At 74.1% G+C, this 17,702-nt stretch carries 15 protein-coding genes and 1 riboswitch; of the genes, 7 read left to right on the forward strand and 8 right to left on the reverse strand.

What is annotated here, in order from left to right:
• The gene (locus ACIO92_RS30035; RefSeq protein ID WP_402283596.1) at nucleotides 1-1,260 is read left to right on the forward strand and encodes a serine hydrolase domain-containing protein; all 1,260 of its coding nucleotides are present in this window, start codon (nucleotides 1-3) and stop codon (nucleotides 1,258-1,260) included.
• Nucleotides 1,261-1,279: 19 nt separating this feature from the next.
• Here ACIO92_RS30035 and ACIO92_RS30040 read toward each other — a convergent pair whose 3' ends face one another.
• Nucleotides 1,280-1,813 carry a GNAT family N-acetyltransferase gene (locus tag ACIO92_RS30040; RefSeq protein WP_366443685.1) on the reverse strand — a complete coding sequence of 178 codons (534 nt, stop codon included), beginning with the start codon at nucleotides 1,811-1,813 and terminating at the stop codon, nucleotides 1,280-1,282.
• 128 nt (nucleotides 1,814-1,941) lie between these two features.
• On the opposite strand from ACIO92_RS30040, the gene ACIO92_RS30045 reads away from it, so the two are divergent.
• Nucleotides 1,942-2,352: a hypothetical protein gene (locus tag ACIO92_RS30045; RefSeq protein ID WP_366443684.1), complete on the forward strand. Its 411-nt coding sequence runs from the start codon at nucleotides 1,942-1,944 to the stop codon at nucleotides 2,350-2,352.
• A gap of 38 nt (nucleotides 2,353-2,390) precedes the next feature.
• On the opposite strand, the gene ACIO92_RS30050 is transcribed toward ACIO92_RS30045, so the two are convergent.
• Entirely contained in the window at nucleotides 2,391-3,374 is a 984-nt protein-coding gene (locus ACIO92_RS30050; RefSeq protein WP_401240523.1) for a serine/threonine dehydratase, read from the reverse strand.
• A gap of 198 nt (nucleotides 3,375-3,572) precedes the next feature.
• Here ACIO92_RS30050 and ACIO92_RS30055 point away from each other — a divergent pair, with 198 nt between their 5' ends.
• On the forward strand, nucleotides 3,573-4,019 hold the full coding sequence (locus ACIO92_RS30055; RefSeq protein ID WP_366443682.1) for a nitroreductase family deazaflavin-dependent oxidoreductase: 447 nt from the start codon (nucleotides 3,573-3,575) through the stop codon (nucleotides 4,017-4,019).
• Nucleotides 4,020-4,192: 173 nt separating this feature from the next.
• Here the strand turns inward: ACIO92_RS30055 and ACIO92_RS30060 are convergent, their stop codons facing one another.
• Both ACIO92_RS30060 and ACIO92_RS30065 read right to left on the reverse strand, forming a co-directional pair.
• A complete protein-coding gene (locus tag ACIO92_RS30060) occupies nucleotides 4,193-5,029 on the reverse strand; it encodes a class II fructose-bisphosphate aldolase (protein ID WP_366443681.1) in 837 nt (278 codons plus the stop codon).
• Nucleotides 5,030-5,063: 34 nt separating this feature from the next.
• The gene (locus ACIO92_RS30065) at nucleotides 5,064-5,987 is read right to left on the reverse strand and encodes a sugar isomerase (protein WP_366443680.1); all 924 of its coding nucleotides are present in this window, start codon (nucleotides 5,985-5,987) and stop codon (nucleotides 5,064-5,066) included.
• A 149-nt stretch (nucleotides 5,988-6,136) separates the two neighbouring features.
• Between ACIO92_RS30065 and ACIO92_RS30070 the strand changes: the two genes are divergently transcribed.
• Both ACIO92_RS30070 and ACIO92_RS30075 read left to right on the forward strand, forming a co-directional pair.
• Entirely contained in the window at nucleotides 6,137-6,943 is an 807-nt protein-coding gene (locus ACIO92_RS30070) for a DeoR/GlpR family DNA-binding transcription regulator (RefSeq protein WP_402283592.1), read from the forward strand.
• Nucleotides 6,944-7,109: 166 nt separating this feature from the next.
• The gene (locus ACIO92_RS30075) at nucleotides 7,110-9,134 is read left to right on the forward strand and encodes a phosphocholine-specific phospholipase C (RefSeq protein WP_366443678.1); all 2,025 of its coding nucleotides are present in this window, start codon (nucleotides 7,110-7,112) and stop codon (nucleotides 9,132-9,134) included.
• Between the two features lie 11 nt (nucleotides 9,135-9,145).
• On the opposite strand, the gene ACIO92_RS30080 is transcribed toward ACIO92_RS30075, so the two are convergent.
• Nucleotides 9,146-9,964: a hypothetical protein gene (locus ACIO92_RS30080; RefSeq protein WP_402283590.1), complete on the reverse strand. Its 819-nt coding sequence runs from the start codon at nucleotides 9,962-9,964 to the stop codon at nucleotides 9,146-9,148.
• A 341-nt stretch (nucleotides 9,965-10,305) separates the two neighbouring features.
• A riboswitch (cyclic di-AMP (ydaO/yuaA leader) is annotated at nucleotides 10,306-10,492 on the forward strand.
• A 4-nt stretch (nucleotides 10,493-10,496) separates the two neighbouring features.
• Here ACIO92_RS30080 and ACIO92_RS30085 point away from each other — a divergent pair.
• On the forward strand, nucleotides 10,497-11,381 hold the full coding sequence (locus tag ACIO92_RS30085; protein ID WP_366443676.1) for a LysM peptidoglycan-binding domain-containing protein: 885 nt from the start codon (nucleotides 10,497-10,499) through the stop codon (nucleotides 11,379-11,381).
• Here the strand turns inward: ACIO92_RS30085 and ACIO92_RS30090 are convergent.
• The 3 genes from ACIO92_RS30090 to ACIO92_RS30100 all read right to left on the reverse strand — a co-directional run bounded on the left by ACIO92_RS30090 (nucleotide 11,375) and on the right by ACIO92_RS30100 (nucleotide 14,668).
• The gene (locus ACIO92_RS30090; RefSeq protein WP_366443675.1) at nucleotides 11,375-12,730 is read right to left on the reverse strand and encodes a phosphoribosyltransferase family protein; all 1,356 of its coding nucleotides are present in this window, start codon (nucleotides 12,728-12,730) and stop codon (nucleotides 11,375-11,377) included. The genes ACIO92_RS30085 and ACIO92_RS30090 overlap by 7 nt on opposite strands.
• 125 nt (nucleotides 12,731-12,855) lie before the next feature.
• Nucleotides 12,856-13,785, reverse strand: a complete 930-nt coding sequence (locus ACIO92_RS30095; protein ID WP_402060082.1) for a universal stress protein — start codon at nucleotides 13,783-13,785, stop codon at nucleotides 12,856-12,858.
• 118 nt (nucleotides 13,786-13,903) lie between these two features.
• Complete coding sequence (locus tag ACIO92_RS30100; RefSeq protein WP_366443673.1) at nucleotides 13,904-14,668, reverse strand: alpha/beta hydrolase; 765 nt, start codon at nucleotides 14,666-14,668, stop codon at nucleotides 13,904-13,906.
• 154 nt (nucleotides 14,669-14,822) lie between these two features.
• On the opposite strand from ACIO92_RS30100, the gene ACIO92_RS30105 reads away from it, so the two are divergent.
• Nucleotides 14,823-17,495, forward strand: coding sequence for a SpoIIE family protein phosphatase (locus ACIO92_RS30105; RefSeq protein ID WP_366443672.1), 2,673 nt, complete (start codon nucleotides 14,823-14,825; stop codon nucleotides 17,493-17,495).
• The last annotated feature ends 207 nt before the right edge of the window (nucleotides 17,496-17,702 follow it).

Genomic DNA, 17,702 nt, shown 5'->3' on the forward strand with positions numbered 1-17,702 from the left:
GTGCCCCTGACGTCGCACCGACGCCTGGCCGTGAGCGCCGCTCTGATCGCCTCCCTCGCCGCGGGTGTCGTCCCCGCCACGAGCGCGTTCGCCGCCCCCGCCCCCGCCACGACCGCCGCCACGACGCCCGCCGTGCCCGCGCCCGACATGGACGGGGTCACCGCCGCCCTGAACGCGGCCATGGCCAACGGCGCGCCCGGCGCGATGGCCCGTTTCACCGGACCCGAGGGGGTCCGGAGCCGGGCCGTCGGCGTCCAGGACCGCGTCACGAACGCGCCGATGGACATCCGGTCCCGCTTCCGCATCGGCAGTGTCAGCAAGACGTTCTCCACGGTCGTGCTGCTCCAGCTGGTGCAGGAGGGCAGGCTGGAGCTGGACGCCCCGGTGAACACGTACCTGCCCGGTCTGCTGCCGGACGACCGCATCACGGTCCGGCACCTGCTGACCCACCGCAGTGGGCTCGCGGACTACACCAACGCGATGTTCGCCGACACCGTGCCGGGCTTCGAGTCCGTACGGAACCGGGTGTTCAGCTACCAGGAGCTGGTCGACCTGTCCCTGAGCGAGCCCCGTACGACGGAGCCGGGCGTCTCCTACAAGTACTCGAACGCCAACTTCGTGGTGGTCGGGATGCTCATCGAGAAGCTCACGGGCAAGCCGGTGTCCGACGCCTACCAGCGCCGCGTCCTCAAGCCCCTGAAGCTGCGCGACACCTCGTACGTGCACCCCGACGTCAGGATCACGGGACCGCACGCGCGCGGCTATCTGCACCCCGACGAGCCCGGTGGCGCGCTCGTCGACTCCACGGAGCAGACCGTCTCCTGGGCGCAGTCCGCCGGGGCCGTGATCTCCAGCCCCGCCGACCTGAACACCTTCATCAGCGCCCTGACGCGGGGGCGGCTGCTGTCCCCGGCGATGATGGAGGCGATGACCTCGGTCACCCCGACCGACACCACGAACACCCGGTTCTACGGGCTCGGCCTGCGCCGTTACGACCTGTCGTGCGGGACGCGGGTGTACGGCCACACCGGCACCGTGCAGGGCTTCTACACGTACGCCTTCGCCACCCGCGACGGCCGTCGGAGCCTCTCGGCGATGGCGAACACCTCGAACCGGGGGGCGGCGAACACGGCGCTCGGCGGGACGCTGGAGGCCGCGTTCTGCGGGAAGAAGCCCGCCGCCGCGGCCTCGCGCGCCGCGGTCGGGGACAGCGCGGTCACGTCGCTGCCCGCCGAGCGGGACCTGCCCGAGCGCGGTTGAGCGTCCCGGGACCGGGTCGTCAGGCCTGGTACTCGGTGAGGTCGATCGCGTAGACCTGGAGCGGCAGGCCGAACTCCGGGTGGACCGTCTCCCGCTCGAAGGTCATGCCCAGCTTCTCCGCGACGTTCACGGAGGCTTCGTTGGAAGGCTGGATGAGGGAGACGAGCCGGTCGAGCCCGCGGTCCTGGAGGGCGAACTCCAGGACCGCGTGGGCGGCTTCGGAGGCGTAGCCCTGGCCCCAGTAGGAGCGGCCGAGACGCCAGCCGATCTCCACGTCGGGCAGCACCGCGGGCAGGAAGTGTGGGACCGAGAGCCCGGCGAAGCCGATCAGCTCGCCCGAACCGAGCAGCTCGACGGCGAACAGCCCGAAGCCCTCCTCGTCCCACTCGTCCTCCCAGCGCTCGATGGCCTCGGCGGTCTGTTCGAGGTCGAGGACGGAGCCGTCGCGGATCCAGCGCATGACCTCGGAGTCGGCGTTGATCTCGGACATCGGGACGAGGTCGTCGTCGCTCCAGCGCCGGAGGACGAGACGGGGGGTGAGGATCTCGGTCATGCCCCCATCCTGACGCACCCGCCGTCACGGTGAGGGGGCGGGTCCGGATGGCGGGGCATGGACGATCATCGGCGGTGGGGTTATCGTTCCGGTACCTGCCGGACACCCACCCTTTCAGGGAAGTCACCATGCCTCGCCGGACACCGGGCGAGATCAGGTCACAGCTGCGTCTTCGGGACACCGGGCGCGCCAGGAGAACCGTCATTCCGGGGCTGTCGGCGTCGGCGAACCGGCAGATAGCCCGGTTCGAGCGCGACCGGGGCCTGGACAGGGGTGAGATCGCCCTCTCGCTGCATCGCTGGGCGCTGCTCGCCGGACGCCCCCGCAGGGCCGAGGAGTGGCGCTACGGCTACACGGACGTCCCGACCGGGCACATCCGCACCCTGCTGGAACTGGCTGTGTGGAACCTTCGCCCCCGCGCCCGCCGGGAGCTGCGGGCCGCGCTGGCCCCGGTCGACGCGCGTGTCCTCGCCCGCACGGCCAACGACCCCTTCGGCTTCTCCGGCCGGCCCTGGTGGGAGTGCCGCATCGAGATCTGAGCCCGGGGCCGTGGCGGAGGCCGGTCCTGTCGCCGTGGCTACCGGGCCTCGGGCTCCCCCGTCAGATCGCCCGGGTCGGTGTTGGCGCCGCAGAGGACCACACAGACCTTCTCGCCCCGGGCCGGGCGGTAGCCGGAGGGCGCGTCGGTTCCGTCGTCCTGCGGCGCGAGGGCGGCGAGGGCGGTGGCGGCGGCGTGCTCGACGGCCAGGCGGCGGTCGTCCCACAGGGCGCGGCGGGCGCGGACGATCGCGGCGTCCCCGACGAGGACGCCGCGGACGTCGTCGTGGCGGGCCGTCTCGACCGCGGCGGCGGAGGCGCGGCGGGCACCGAGGGAGTCGGCGGCGACGGACCGGACGGTGACGTCGACGGGGTGACCGGCCCGCAGGGCGGCGTCGAGGGCGCGGGACCCCTCGGGTTCGACGGCGACGGTGCGGATGCCGTGGTGCCGGGCGGCGACGGCGACGCCGTTGAGGAGCCCGCCGCCGCCGACCGCGACGACGACGGTGTCGAGGTCCGGCACGCGCGCGTGGATCTCGTCGAGGAGGGTGCCCGCGCCCGCGGCGATCAGCGGGTGGTCGTAGGCGTGGGAGGCGAGGGCGCCGGTGGTGGCCGCGAAGTCCTCGCAGGCGGCGAGCGCCTCGGCGTACTCGCTGCCGACGAGCCGGACGTCGGCGCCCAGGGCGACGAGCTTGTCGACCTTGACCTTGGGGGCGGTGGTCGGCACGAAGACGGTCGCGGTGACGTTCTGCCGCCGGGCCGCCCAGGCGCACGCGAGGCCCGCGTTGCCCCCCGAGGCGATGGTGACACCGGCGGTGGGCAGGGTGCCCGCCTCGCGGTGGGCGAGGAGGAAGTTCTGCGCGCCCCTGGCCTTGAAGGAGCCGGTGTGCTGCATGAGCTCCAGGGCGTAGTGGAGCTCGTACGGCAGCGTGCCGGGGTCGGCGGGGGCGACGGTGACGGGGCGGACGTGGCCGTGGACGCGCTCGGCGGCGGTCCTGATGTCGGCGTACTCGATGCTGGGCACGGATGCGGCTCCTGGGAACGGGTGCGGGCCGGGCGGGTCGGGGACCGGGAGGGGGCCGGGCCGTAGGAACAACTCCCCCGTCCGGGCCGTTCCCCCTCGTGTCGTGCCACCGCACCGCCGTCATGCGTCACTGTACGAGATGGTACTGACGACGTCCCGGGGACCAGCGGGGTCCCGGAACGACCCGAAAGGACTTCCATGCCCCTCGAAGGCGAGTACGAGCCCAGCCCGAGCCAGTGGGTGCGTGACCAGGTCGAATTGTACGAGTCGTCCGGCGGCACCCAGGGCACGACCATGCGGGACATGCCGGTCGTGCTGGTCACCAGCGTCGGCGCGCGCAGCGGGAAGCTCCGCAAGACCCCGCTGATGCGGGTCGAGCACGACGGGGCGTACGCCCTGGTGGCCTCGAAGGGCGGCGCGCCCGAGCACCCCTTCTGGTACCACAACCTCGTCGCCTCGCCGCTCGTGGAGGTGCGGGACGGCCCCCGGGTGTGGGACATGCGGACCCGGATCGTCACCGGCGCCGAGCGCGAGGCGTGGTGGGAGCGGGCGGTGGCGGCCTTCCCCGACTACGCGGACTACGCGGTGAGGACCGAGCGGGAGATCCCGGTGTTCGTGGCGGAGCGGATCGACGGGGAGGGCTGACGCGGCCGTACGGCGGGCCCGCGCGGGTGCTTCGGTGCGCGGGCCCCGCCGTACGGCTCCGGAAGCGCGGCCCCCGTCGGGGCCGCTTTCCGTGGGCCCGGTCGGCGCGGTGGTGCGGAGGGGGTGCGGAGGGGGTGCGCCACCGCGCCGGGCTCCCGGTCCGGCGGGCCGGGTCAGTTGGGTGCGAGGACCGTCAGGAGATGGGCGACCTCGTGGGCGACGGCCGCGCGGGCGGGGGTGAGGTAGTGGCGGGGGTCGACCGTGGCCGGGTGCTCCGCCAGGTGGTCGCGGACGGCCCGGGTGAAGGCCTTGTTGAGGTGGGTGGAGACGTTCACCTTGGTCATGCCCGCGGCGACGGCGGTGGTGAGGTCCGCGTCCGGGACGCCGGAGGAGCCGTGCAGGACGAGCGGGGTGTCGACGGCCGCGCGCAGCCGGGCGATCAGGTCGAAGTCGAGCACCGCGTCCCGGGTCAGCATCTGGTGGGAGCTGCCGACGGCGACCGCGAGGGCGTCGACTCCGGTGGCCTCGACGAACGCGCGGGCCTCGGCGGGGTCGGTGCGGACGCCCGGGGTGTGGGCGCCGCCCTTGCCGCCGACCTCGCCGAGTTCGGCCTCGACCCAGACGCCGTGGCGGTGGCAGTGCTCCACGACCTCGCGGGTCGCGGCGACGTTCTCCGCGTAGGGGAGCTTCGAGGCGTCGAACATGACCGAGCCGAGTCCCAGGGCTACGGCCTCCCGGACGAGGTCGGGGTTCTCCGCGTGGTCGAGGTGGACGGCGACGGGGGTCTTGGCGGCGCGGGCGACGGCGAGGGAGGCGAGGGCGACCGGCTCCAGGGCGCCGTGGTAGCGGACGGTGTTCTCGCTGATCTGGAGGACGACCGGCCGGTCGGCGGTCTCGGCTCCGGCCACGATGGCCTGGGCGTGTTCGAGCTGGAGGACGTTGAACGCCCCCACGCCGGTGCCCGCCGCGCGGGCGCGGCGGACGATCTCATCGGTCGGCGTCAACGGCATGGTGCTTCTCCGGGGTGGCGGGTGCGGGCGGCGGTCAGGCGGCGGGGTCGGTGAGGACGACCGAGCGGGTCAGGTTCCTGGGGCTGTCGGGATCGAGACCCTGCGCTTCGGCGACGGCGACGGCGAGCCGCTGGGCCCGGACGAGGTCGGCGAGCGGGTCCAGGTCGCTCTCGGAGAGGGTGCCGCCGACCTTGCGGACCTCGTCGGCGAGCCCGGCGGGCAGGACTCCGAAGCCCCAGGTGACACGGCCGGGTCCGGTGATGCTGATGGGGCCGTGGCGGTACTCCATCGCGGGGTAGGCCTCGGTCCACGCCCCGGCCGCCTCGCGCATCTTGAGGCCTGCCTCCAGGGCGAGTCCGTAGGTCCAGCCGGTGCCGAGGAAGGTGAACTGCTCGGCGTCGCGGACGCTCTCGTCGAGCGGGGACCCCAGGGCCTGTTCGGCGTCCCGTGCGGCGTCCTCGACGGTGGCCACGCCCTCGGGCAGCGCGTCCTCCGCCTCCAGGTGCGCGCGGAACAGGGCGATGACCGTGGTGGCGAAGCGGGTCTGGACCACGGACTCCTCGTCGGCGAAGTCGAGGACGGCGACCTCGTCGGCGAGGTCCATCACGGGGGTCGTGGGGTCGGCGGTGATCGCGCCGGTGGGGACCGTGCCGCGCAGCCGGGACAGGACGGCCAGGACCTCGCTGGTGGTGCCGGAGCGGGTGATGGCGACGACCCGGTCGTAGTGGCGTCCGTAGGGGAACTCCGAGGCGGCGAAGGCGTCGGTCTCGCCGTGGCCGCCGGACTCGCGCAGTTCGGCATAGGCCAGGGCCATGAACCAGGAGGTGCCGCAGCCGATCACCGCGACCCGCTCGCCGCGCCGGGGCAGGGCGGCGGTGTGCTGCGGGAGGGTGCGGGCGGCCTGCCGCCAGGTCGTCGGCTGGGAAGCGATCTCCACGGCGGTACGGGTGGTGCTCATGACCGGTCTCCTTGCAAGAAGGGGGCACTGTGGTGATGAAAACTGTTCGAAGCCAGAGCCATTCAAGCAGAAACATGCATTCTGTTTCCAGATCCCGGATGCGTCGGCGGATAGAATCGGACGTGCGCACGATCCCCAGGGAGGGACCCATGTCCAAGCACGAGCGGTGGAACACGCTCCTCGAACTCCTGGCCTCCTCGGGGAAGCTGGAGGTGGAGGAGGCGGCGACGACACTGGACGTCTCCGCCGCCACGATCCGCCGGGACCTCGACGAGCTCGCGGAGCAGCAGCTGCTCGTGCGGACCCGGGGCGGCGCGGTCGCGCACGGCGTGTCGTACGAGCTGCCCCTGCGGTACAAGTCCACGCGGCACGCCCCGGAGAAGCGCCGGATCGCGGAGGCGGTGGCCGATCTGGTCGCTCCCGGCGAGGTCGTGGGGCTCAACGGGGGCACGACCACGACGGAGGTGGCGCGGGCGCTCGCACTGCGGTTCGCGAGCGGTCGCGCGGAGCTCCCGGGGGCGATGGCGTCGCCCGGTCCCGCGCTGACGGTGGTCACCAACGCGCTGAACATCGCGGGCGAGCTGGCGGTGCGCCCCCAGATCAAGATCGTCGCCACCGGCGGGGTGGCCAGACCCCAGACGTACGAGCTGGTGGGACCGCTGACGGTCGGAGTGCTCAACGAGGTCGTGCTCGACGTGGTGGTCCTGGGGGTCGACGGGGTCGATCCCCAGTTGGGCGTGATGGCCCATCAGGAGGACGAGGCGAGCATCAGCCGGCTCTTCGCCGAGCGCGCCAGCCGGGTCGTGGTGGTGACCGACTCCTCCAAGCTGGGCCGCCGGGCGTTCGCCCGCATCTGCGGTCTGGACCACGTCGACCTCCTCGTCACGGACACCGGCATCACCCCGGAGGCCGTGGCGCGGCTCACCGAGGCGGGCGTGGAGGTCCGTACCGTCTGAGCGGGCCGGGGCATCGGTCTGGATCCGAACCGATTTCCGCCCCGGCGCCCCATGGTCATGGTGTGTTGGTCCAGTCCTCACTGCGCGTCCGTACACCTTTGAGCGGCGCTCCCCCATCATGTCTCCGGCGTGCCGCCAGGGCACACCGTGACGGAAGGGGCGGGGAATGGTTCCCATCAGCCGCAGGGGGTTCGTCGGGATCGGCGCGGGACTCGTGGCGGGAGCCGCGCTGCCTCCGGTGCGGGCGTCCGCCGCCGCGCGGGCGGCCACCGGCACGCTCTCCGATGTGCGCCATGTGGTGATCCTCATGCAGGAAAACCGCAGCTTCGACCACTACTTCGGCACCCTGCGCGGGGTCCGGGGCTTCGGCGACCGCGCGGCGGGCAACATCCCGGGCGGCTGGGGGATGTTCGACCAGCCCGACTGGGGCGGCCGCCGGTACCCCTGGAAGCTCAGCGACACCCCGCCCGCCGGGGGCGCGGACGGCGAGACCCTGGCCCAGTGCAACGGCGACCTGCCGCACAGCTGGACCTCCCAGCACGCCGCCTGGAACAAGGGGCGTCTGGACAACTGGGTCATGGGCGTGGGCAACAACCGGACGCTCGGCCATCTCGACCGGGGCGACATTCCCTTCCACCACGCGCTCGCGGACCACTACACGATCTGTGACGCGTACTTCTGCTCGGCGCTCAGCGCGACCGGACCCAACCGCACCTTCCTGTGGAGCGGGAGGATAGACGCCTCCAGCAAGGACGGCGGCGACGAGTCGGGGCTCACCTGGGAGACGTACGCCGAGGCCCTCCAGCGCGCCGGGGTGAGCTGGAAGGTCTACCAGAACGCCCAGGACAACTACGGCGACAACGGTCTGGCGTACTTCAGGAGGTTCACGGACGCGCGTCCCGGGGACCCGCTGTACGACCGGGGCATGGGCTCGGTGCCCAGGGTGACCGGTTCCACCCCGGACGACATCGCGGCGGCCATCCGCGCCGACGTCGTCGCGGGGACGCTGCCCCAGGTGTCGTGGGTGGTCGCGAGCGAGGCGTTCTCCGAGCACCCCTACGCCCCGCCGGGCGACGGCGCGCACTTCGTGGACCTCGTGCACCGCGCGCTCGCCGCCGACGCGGACGTCTTCGATTCGACCGTGCTGTTCCTGAACTACGACGAGAACGACGGCTTCTTCGACCACGTGCCGCCGCCGGTGGCGCCGCCGGGCACCCCGGGCGAGTATCTGGACGGCGTGCCGATCGGGCTGGGCTTCCGCGTTCCCATGATTGTCATGTCCCCGTGGACCCGGGGCGGCTGGGTCAGCTCCGAGGTCTTCGACCACACCTCGGTACTGCGTTTCCTGGAGACCTGGACGACGGCCCTCGGCACTCCGGCGTCCTGCCCGAACATCAGCGCGTGGCGGCGGAAGGTGACGGGTGACCTGACCGGTGTCTTCGACTTCGCGCACCCGGTGTACGGGGTGCCCGCCGGGCTTCCGTCCACGGCGAAGGTGATCGGCCAGGCCACCTGCAAGCCGCTGCCGAATCCGGCCCCGCAGAACAACGCCCTGCCCGCGCAGGAGCCCGGCACCCGGCCCGCGCGCGCCCTGCCGTACCAGGTGAACGGCAACCTCGACCGCTTCGAGTTCGGCGCCGCGGGCAAGATCCTGGCCTGGTTCTCGATGACCAACCAGGGCGCCGAGGCCCGCAGCGCCGCGCACTTCTCGATCCACCCCCACCAGCACCGCGACACGGCCGCCTGGCAGTACACGGTCGACCCCGGCGGCACGGCGTCGGACTACTTCAACATCGGTACGGGGTCGGGGTCGGGCAAGTACGACATCTCGATGATGGGCCCGAACCGCTTCCTCCGGCGCTTCATCGGCGACGCCTCCAGGGCGGGCAGAGCCGTCGAGGTGGCGGCCCGGTACGCGACCGGGCCGGGCACCGGGGAGACGGCCCTGTGGTTCCGGCTGAGCAACTCCTCTGCGGGTCCCGTGACGTTCACGATCCGCTCGAACGCCTACCGTACGGACGGCCCGTGGACGTACACCGTCCCGGCGAACTCCACCCGTGAGGACCACTTCGACGCCGTCGCCCACCAGAACGGCTGGTACGACTTCACGGTCCTCGCCGACCTCGACGGGACCTGGTCGCGCCGGTACACCGGACACATCGAGACCGGGGCACCGAGCGTCAGCGGCTGATCCGGGGCGGCTCAGCGCCCGGCGAGCGCGGCGCGGCGGATCGTGGCGTCGAGCAGGGCCACCGCGTCGCCCGCCGTGCGGCCGGGGGCCCGGTTCCACGGCCCGATCAGCTCGTGCCATCCGCGCGAGCGCAGTTCGGTCATGATCCAGGCCGCCGCCTCGTTCATGGTCGCCCCGCCGCCGTATCCCAGGCGGTGGGCGGCGAGCAGGGCGCCGCACACGCACCGGGCACCCCGGGCGTCACGCAGCCGGTACGGGGTGTTCTGCCAGCCCCACTCCGTCAGGACGAGGCGGGCGTAGCCGAGGTGGACCGAGGGGCGCAGCTCCGGGCTGCCGATCCGGCGCCAGGCGTGCAGCCGGTCGGGGAGGACGGCTCCGATCCGACCGGGGAGGCGGCGCTCGACGGGCGGGGGCGGGGGCAGGGTGCCGAGCGCGTCGGCGACGAGCCGGTCCACCGGGACGGTGAGCAGCCGCCGCCACGCCTCGGGGTCCGCGTCCTCGCCGGGTGCGGGCGGGGGCGCGAGGACGGGCACGCGAGCGGGCGGCGGGCCGGGCACGGGCGCCAGCGGAAGCGGGGCCGGGGACACGGCCGGGGCCGGGGCCGGGGCCGGGGCCGGGGCCGGGGCCGGGGCCGGGGCCGGGGACACGGTCAGGGTCGGGATCGGGATCGGGGACGCCGTCGGGGTCAGGGCCGGAGAAGCGGAAGGGGTCGCGGCGGGCACGGCGGCGGTCCACTCCTCGACAATCCGCTGCCAGGCGTCGCTGTCATGGAGGGCGGCGGCCTCGCGGTCGAGGTCGTCGGGGCTGAGCTGGGGGGCGGTGGGTGGCATCCGGGGGCTCCTCGGTCGGGATCACCCTCATCTTTCATGTCAAATGCCCGTTTTGCGACTTTTGACATTGAATGCCCGTCGTGGCGACTAGTCCTTATGTCGCACTTCCCTATTAACGGAACTAAGCACCATATCGGGACATCCGCTTCCGCGTGACGCGACTCACTCTCCTTGCGGTGAACCGGGAGGCCGAGGGCTCAGGGCCCGTACCGGGCAAGGAATTCCCCGCCCGCCCCGGCCGCGTTCGATCTTGAACAATCAGAATTCCGTGATCCTTTCCGCATTTCTCCGCACTGATCCTCTTGTTCCGCACCGTATGGCTGCCCTACGGTCACCTGCATTCGAGCGGATCGCCGAATCCTGCCACCGTTCGAAATACTTCCCCTTTTCACCCGACGGCAGGAGCGGGGGACCCACGAATACGCCGACCCGGGAATCCGGGGCGGCTCGGGGTGCAGCCGCGTGCGCGCGGCCGGACATCTCCCGTCCGAACCCGACAGCTCACCCCGCAGGCGCCGGAGAGGAATCCGCCATGCCCGCACAGAGCAAGCACCGCCGCCCCCGCCGCTCCGTCTCCCGTGGCTGGGCGCTGATCAGCACAGGTGGAGCCGCCCTGGCCCTGCCCCTGATCGCCCCCGCCATGGCCGGTGCCGCGCCCGTTTCCGGAGTCCAGGAAACCGTCGCCCGCACCGCCGTCGCCGCCCCGGCAGCCGCCCCCGCCGCCCCCGCGAAGGCCCCGGCCGCCCCCGCCGCCGCCCGCACCTACACGGTCGTCAGCGGTGACTCCCTTTCCCTCATCGCCCAGAAGAAGGGAATTCAGGGCGGCTGGGAAGACCTTTACCGGATCAACAAGAACGCCGTGGGTGACAATCCGTCACTCATTCACCCCGGCCTTGAACTGACGATTCATCGGATTTCCGCGAAGGCCGCCCCCGCACAGGCGCGGAAGGCGTCCGACTCCGCCGAACGGGCGAACCGTTCCGAGAGCCGGGCCGTCCCCGCCGTGGCCACCGGCACCGGCGCCTCCGCCACCGGGGCGGTCTCCTCCGCCGCCACCGTCGCCCTGAAGGCCGTCCCGATCGCCGCCGTCCAGTACACCGACAACCTCGACGGCTGGATCCGGGAGTCCCTGGACGTCATGGCCCGGCACGGCATCCCCGGCTCGTACGACGGCATCCTCCGCAATGTGATGCGCGAGTCCTCCGGCAACCCCCGGGCCATCAACCTCTGGGACTCCAACGCGGTGGCGGGCACGCCCTCCAAGGGGCTGCTCCAGGTCATCGAGCCGACCTTCCTCGCCTACCACGTGCCGGGCACTCCCGTGGACCTGTACGACCCGGTCGCCAACATCACCGCCGCCTGCAACTACGCGGCCGACCGCTACGGCTCCATCGACAACGTCAACGGGGCCTACTGATCCCGCAGGTGCCCGGTGAACCAGGAGGTGGCGAGCTCGGCCACCTCCTCCAGGGCGCCCGGCTCCTCGAAGAGGTGACCGGCGCCCGGCACCAGGGCGAGCCCGTTCTCGCAGCGCAGCAGCGACCGGGCCCGCCGGTTCAGCTCGACGACCCGTGCGTCACGGCCGCCCACGACCAGCAGCGTCGGGGCGCGCACCAGTCCCAGCCGTCTCGCGGCGAGGTCCGGCCGACCGCCCCGCGAGACGACGGCGGCCACCCGGGAGGCGGGATCGCCCGCCGCCCACAGCGCGGCGGCGGCCCCGGTGCTCGCCCCGAAGTACCCGAGCGGCAGTCCGGCGCCCGCCGGGTCCCCTGCCAGCCACTCCGTGGCCCCGGCCAGCCGCCCGGCGAGCAGCGGCGCGTCGAAGACCAGCGCCCGGTCGGCCGCCTCGGCCTCGGTGAGCAGGTCGAACAGGAGCGTGCCGAGCCCGGCCCGGTTCAGCGCCGCCGCGACGGCGCGGTTGCGGGGGCTGTGCCTGCCGCTGCCGCTGCCGTGGGCGAAGAGCACGACGCCGGTGGCGCCCTCGGGCACCACGAGCCGTCCTGGCAGCTCGCCGCCGGGGAACGGGACGCGGACGTCCCGCGCCACGGGCCCGCCCCCGCCCGGAACGGCCGCCGCAGCGTCCGCGTCCCGGACCGTCCGACCGTCCGCGCCCCTGGCCGCCCGCCCCCGCGCGGCCCGGTTCCGCTCCAGGCACGCGATCACCTCGGTGTCCGGGGTCTGCGAGAAGTCCCGGTAGAACCGTCCGATCGCGAAGAACGGGTCCGGTGTGCGGACGCTCACCGTCTCGTCGGCCTCGCCGCCCAGCCGGGCCGTCCAGTCGCGCGGGGCGACCGGGACCGCGAGGACGATCCGGGCGGCGCCCCCGGCCCGTACCACCCGGCAGGCCGCGAGGGCGGTGGCCCCGGTGGCGAGCCCGTCGTCGACGACCAGGACCGTCCGGCCCCCGAGCGGTTCGGGAGGCCCGCTCCCCCGGTAGCGGCGGCCCCGCCGCTCCAGTTCCCGCAGCTCACGCTCCTCCACGGCCGCGAGTTCCCGCTCCGTCACCCCGGCGTCCCGCAGCACCCGCTCGTTGAGCACGCGTACGCCGCCCTCGCCGAGCGCGCCCATCGCCAGCTCCGGCTGCCGTGGCACGCCCAGCTTCCGGACGAGACAGACGTCGAGCGGGGCACCGAGAGCGTCGGCGACCTCCGCCGCGACCGGGACTCCCCCGCGCGGCAGGCCCAGCACCAGGACGTCCCGGCCCTTGAGGTGGTCCAGACGGGCGGCGAGCTGCCGCCCCGCGTCCGTACGATCGCCGAAGAACATCGTCCGCCGCCCTTCCAGCCGCGCGGCCCCGGGCGGAGCGTGCCCACCCGTGTCTCCTCCCTCCAGGGTAGGCACCGCTCCCGGTGGGAAGCGGGTCCCGCCGGGGGAATCCGGCCCCGGTCGCCTCAGGCCGCTCCGGCTTCTCCCGCCGCGCCCCGGACCACCACGACCGGGCTCTGCGCGTGGTGCAGCATCGCCTGGCTGACCGAGCCGAGGAGCAGGCCCGCGAACCCGCCGCGCCCCCGGGCCCCCAGCACCACCACCTGGGCTCCGGCACTCTCCGCGAGCAGCACCGACCGGGTCCGGCCCCGCACGAGCCGCCGCTCCACGGACACCTCGGGCCAGCGCTCCCCGGCCGCCGCGAGGGCCTGGTCGAGGACCCGCTGTTCCTCGTCCCTGATCACCTCCTCGCCCTGGAAGAGAGGGGTGAGGTCGCCGGGACCCGTCCTCGGCGCCCAGGCGTGCACCGCGAGGACTTCCGCGCCACGGGCCCGTGCCGTCTCGAACGCGAAGTCGACGGCGGCCCGGGAGTCCGGGGAGCCGTCGACGGCCAGCAGCACCGGTCCGCTGGGGCCCTCGCGGCCCCGGACGACGAGGACCGGGCACCCGGCGTGCGCGGCGAGGTGGACCGCGACCGAGCCGAGGAGCAGTCCGGTGAACGCGCCGACGCCCCGGCTGCCGACGACCACGAGGGCGGCGGAGCGGGACCGGGCGGCCAGGACCGTGAGGGGTTCGCCCTCGATGATCTCCCCGGTCACCTCGACGTCCGGGGCACACGCGCGGGCGCGGGCGACGGCCGTGTCGAGGATCTCCTGGGCCTGCTGCCGGAGGCCGCCGCCGGGCGGGCCGTACGGGGAGGGGCCGAGGGGGACGGGGAGCAGGGGCCAGGTGAAGGCGTGCACGACGGCCAGGCGCGCCCCGCGCGAGCGGGCCTCCCCGGCCGCGGTCTCCACCGCGTGCAGCGCGGACGCTGAACCGTCCACCCCGACCAGTACGGGGCCCCGGTCCCGGCCGTCGCCGCCCTCGTGCCGTGTGCCCGCGGTCTGTTCCGTCATCGTCCTCAGCCCTTCCGCTGCTCCGCCGGTGCGCTCGCGCACCCTGGTACCCGTCGGCTACCCGGCGGCCGGAGCGGCACCCGGGACGGAGGTCCCGGGTGGCGCGGCGAAGGTCCCGTCAGTCGGCGAGGAACGCCTCGACGGCCTCGGCGAGGGGTCCGGGGGTCTCCTCCGGAGCGTAGTGACCGGCGTCCGCGAGGACTTCGAGGCGCGCCTTGGGGTACCAGCGCAGCCAGGTGGACTCCATCGCCTGGCGGCCGAGGGCCGGGTCGTGGGCACCGACGACGAGCAGGACCGGGGTGGGGTTGTCGCGGACCCGCTCGTGGAAGTCGACGCGGGACCAGGAGTCCAGATAGGCGCGGAAGGCGGTGGCGGAGGAGCGGCTGACGGACCGTTCCACGAGGGCGTCCAGCCAGGCGGGGTCGCGGCGCCCGCCGGTGGTGTTGTCGATGATGGCCCGCCGGTTGGCCGGTTCCCCGGCGGCGCCCGCGAACAGTTCCCAGGTCTCGTCGTCGAGGGGGAACCCGGCGGCGGAGACGGGCGAGATGCCGACGATCGAGCGGACGCGCGCGGGGGCGTCGAGGAGCATCAGCTGCGCCGCCTTGCCGCCCATCGAGTGCCCGATGACGGAGAAGTCGTCCCAGCCGAGGTCGTCGGCGACGGCGAGGGCGTCGGCGGCGACCTCCTCCATGGTGAAGGCGCCGGTGCGGTCACGGGCCTCGCCGTAGCCCCGGCAGTCGACGAAGGCGTAGGTGCCCGCGTCCGCGTCCAGCCGGGCCCGCAGCGGGGCGAAGCTGGTGCGGTCGCCGAACCAGTTGTGCAGGACGAGGGCCCTGCGCGGACCGGTGCCGTGGACGTCGTACGGAAGAACCTGGCCCGTCATCGTGCTCCCTGGTCGGAGAGGGGGACCGTGCCGTACCGGGGCGACGGCGGTCGAGCACCGAGTGTGACCGGACTGCGGCACGCGGTCAACAGGGCCGCTCCCGGGGAGCCCCGCCGGGATGCGGGGCCGTTCCGGTCGGGCGCATCCTGGCTGTGTGACCACCCACGGCGCGTCCGGCACCGGACCGGCGGGCGGCCCCGGACGTACGTCCGGGGACAGGGCTGCCGGCGGGCCCGCTCCCGGTCCCCTGACCTGGACCCTCACGGAAGCCGTACTGCGGACCGTGGAGGAGGTCGGCGGATACGCGGGCGGAGTGTACCTGCGCTCCGGTACGCCGGGACTGCTGCGGCTCGCGGTTCTCGTGGGGCTTCCGGGACCGGTGTTCCGACCGTGGTGGCGGATGCACGCCAACCGGCCGTTCCCGGTCGCCGAGGTGCACCGCTCGGGCCAGTCCGTGCACCTCGCCGACGTCGAGGAGGCCATGCGGCGCTTCCCCCAGCTGGTGGCGAACCTGCCCTTCCCGTTCTCCTCGCTGTACGCGCCGGTCGTCGCGGGCCGTGAACGCTTCGGGGTGCTGGCCGCGCTGCGCCCTCCGAGCCCCGGTGTCCCGGTCTCCGCCCGGGACCGCGCCCGGATGACCCGCCGGGCGCTCCACCTCGGTGAGGCCCTGTCCGGTCTGGCCCGGCGGGGCACGACGGTCGAGTGGTCGGCCGACCCGGTCTGCGTCCAGCGGTCCACGGCGGGCGCGCCACCGGTCCGCTTCGGCTCCTTCGACTGGGACGTGGGCGCGGGCACGGTGACGATGGACCCCGGGCTGCTGCGCATCCTCGGCGCGGAGATGGCTTCGCCCTGTTCGATCGAGGACCTGACGTCGCTGCTCGAACCGGAGGACGGGTACGCCCTGTGGGCGGCGGCCCGGCAGGCGACGGGTCCGGACGGCAGACCGGCGGTGCGCCGGATACGGCTGAAGGGCCCGGACGGCGGCCTGCACCTCCTGGAGGTCTCCACCCGGGCGCGCCGGGAGTCGCCCGCCCGGGACGGAGGGCCGGGCACGGCGGCGGACGCGGACGGGTCCGGCCGGGCTTCAGGCCCGTCGGGAGTCACCGGGGCCCGGACGCCCCCGGTGGCTCCCGACGGCGGTACGGGCGGCCCGCCGGGCGGTCCCGGTGCCGGGGCGGCACACCTGACGTGCACGCTCGTGGACCTCGGCACCGGTCTGGTCGGTTCCGACGCGACCGACCGGCTGCCCAGGGCGATCCTGGCGATCGACCGTCTGGGCCGCGTCACGTACCTCAACGAGCGCACGGAGCGGCTCCTCGGCCGGCCGCGCGCGGTGCTCGCGGGGCGGACCCTCTGGGAGGTGCTGCCCTGGTTCGGCCTCCCGTTCCACGAGGAGCAGTTGCGTGCGGCGCTCCTCTCCGAGGAGCCGGTGCGGTTCCTGGCCCGCCCCGAGCGGGGCCGGTGGCTCTCGGTGTCGCTGTACCCGGGGCGGGACGGGGTGACGATGGTGCTGGTCCCGGAGGACGGCCCGGTGGACGGGGCTCAGGAAGCCCTGCCCGGGGCGTTGGCCCCGGACCCCGCGGGGGCGGACGGCATCGTCCCCTCCGACGATCGGATCACCGCGCTGTACCGGCCGGTGGCGCTGGCCATCGCGCTCTCCGAGGCGGTCACGGCCCGTCAGGTGTCGTCGGTGGTGACGGAGGAGCTGCTGCCGGCGTTCGGCGGGCGGCAGCTGGCCATCTACCTGCTGAGCGACCGGCGGCTGTACCTGGCGTGGGAGACGGGTTTCCCGCCGGGGTTCCTCGAGCCCTTCGACGGGGTCGCGCTGGACGCCCGGGTGCCGGGGGTGGAAACGCTCACGACGGGCCGTCCGCTGTTCTTCGAGTCGATGGAACGGCTCGGCCGGACCTATCCGGACCTTCCGCTGGACGCGCAGACGGGGGCGCGGGCGTTCCTGCCGCTGATCGCCTCGGGACGGCCGGTGGGCTCCTGCATCCTGGGCTTCGACCGGCCGCGCGGGTTCACCCCGGAGGAACGGACGGTGCTGACGGCACTGGCGGGCCTCATCGCGCAGGCCCTGGAGCGGGCACAGCGGTACGAGACCGAGTCGGCGGTGGCCCGCGGGCTCCAGGACGCGCTGCTCCCGCACCGGCTGCCGGAGCGGGAGGGGGTGGAGACGGTGGGCCGGTATCTGCCGGGGACCCAGGGGATGGAGGTCGGCGGCGACTGGTACGACGTGATCGAGACCGGGCAGGGACGGCTCGCCCTCGTGATCGGCGACGTCCAGGGCCACGGGGTGGCGGCGGCGGCCACGATGGGCCAGCTGCGCAGCGCGGTCCGGGCCTTCGCGCTGGCCGGGCACCGGCCGCAGGACGTGATGCGGGGGACGAACCGGCTGCTCATCGACCTGGACCCGGGGCAGTTCGCAAGCTGCTGCTACGTCCTCCTCGACCCGGAGTCGGGGGAACTGCGGGCGGTGCGTGCGGGGCATCCGCACCCGCTCATGACCCGGCCGGACGGCACTGCGGAACTGGTGGAGCTCGCGGGCGGGATGGTGCTGGGGATCGACGGGCGCGCCTCCTATCCGGTGACGCGGCTGCGGCTGGCGCCCGGCGCGATCCTCGCGCTGTTCACGGACGGGCTGGTGGAGCGGCCGGGCGAGGACATCGACGACGGGATCGAGGCCCTGCGGCAGGCCCTGTCCGCGGCGGGCTCCCTCCCCCTCGCGGAGGCCGCCGACCGGCTGATCCGGGAGGCCCGGCAGACCACGGCCCGCCCGGACGACATCGCCCTGCTGCTCGCGGCCCGGTGGCCGGAGCGGAGGTAGGCGTCCGCCGGTGGAGCCGTCGCCCCCGACCACAGGCGTCCGGGCCCGGAGTGGCGCGCGGGGGCCGAGCGTCGGTTCACCGGGGTTCCGTCAGGGCATCGGACCATCCCTGGAGGGCCAGGGGCCGACCGGTGGGGCTCCTCCAGCGCCGTGAGGAGACCGCCGGGCCGGTCGAGGCACGCGAGTGGTTCGCGGTCCAGGGGGCGC

Source organism: Streptomyces sp. NPDC087215 (assembly GCF_044744885.1).
In the GTDB taxonomy this organism is placed as follows: Bacteria; Actinomycetota; Actinomycetes; order Streptomycetales; family Streptomycetaceae; genus Streptomyces.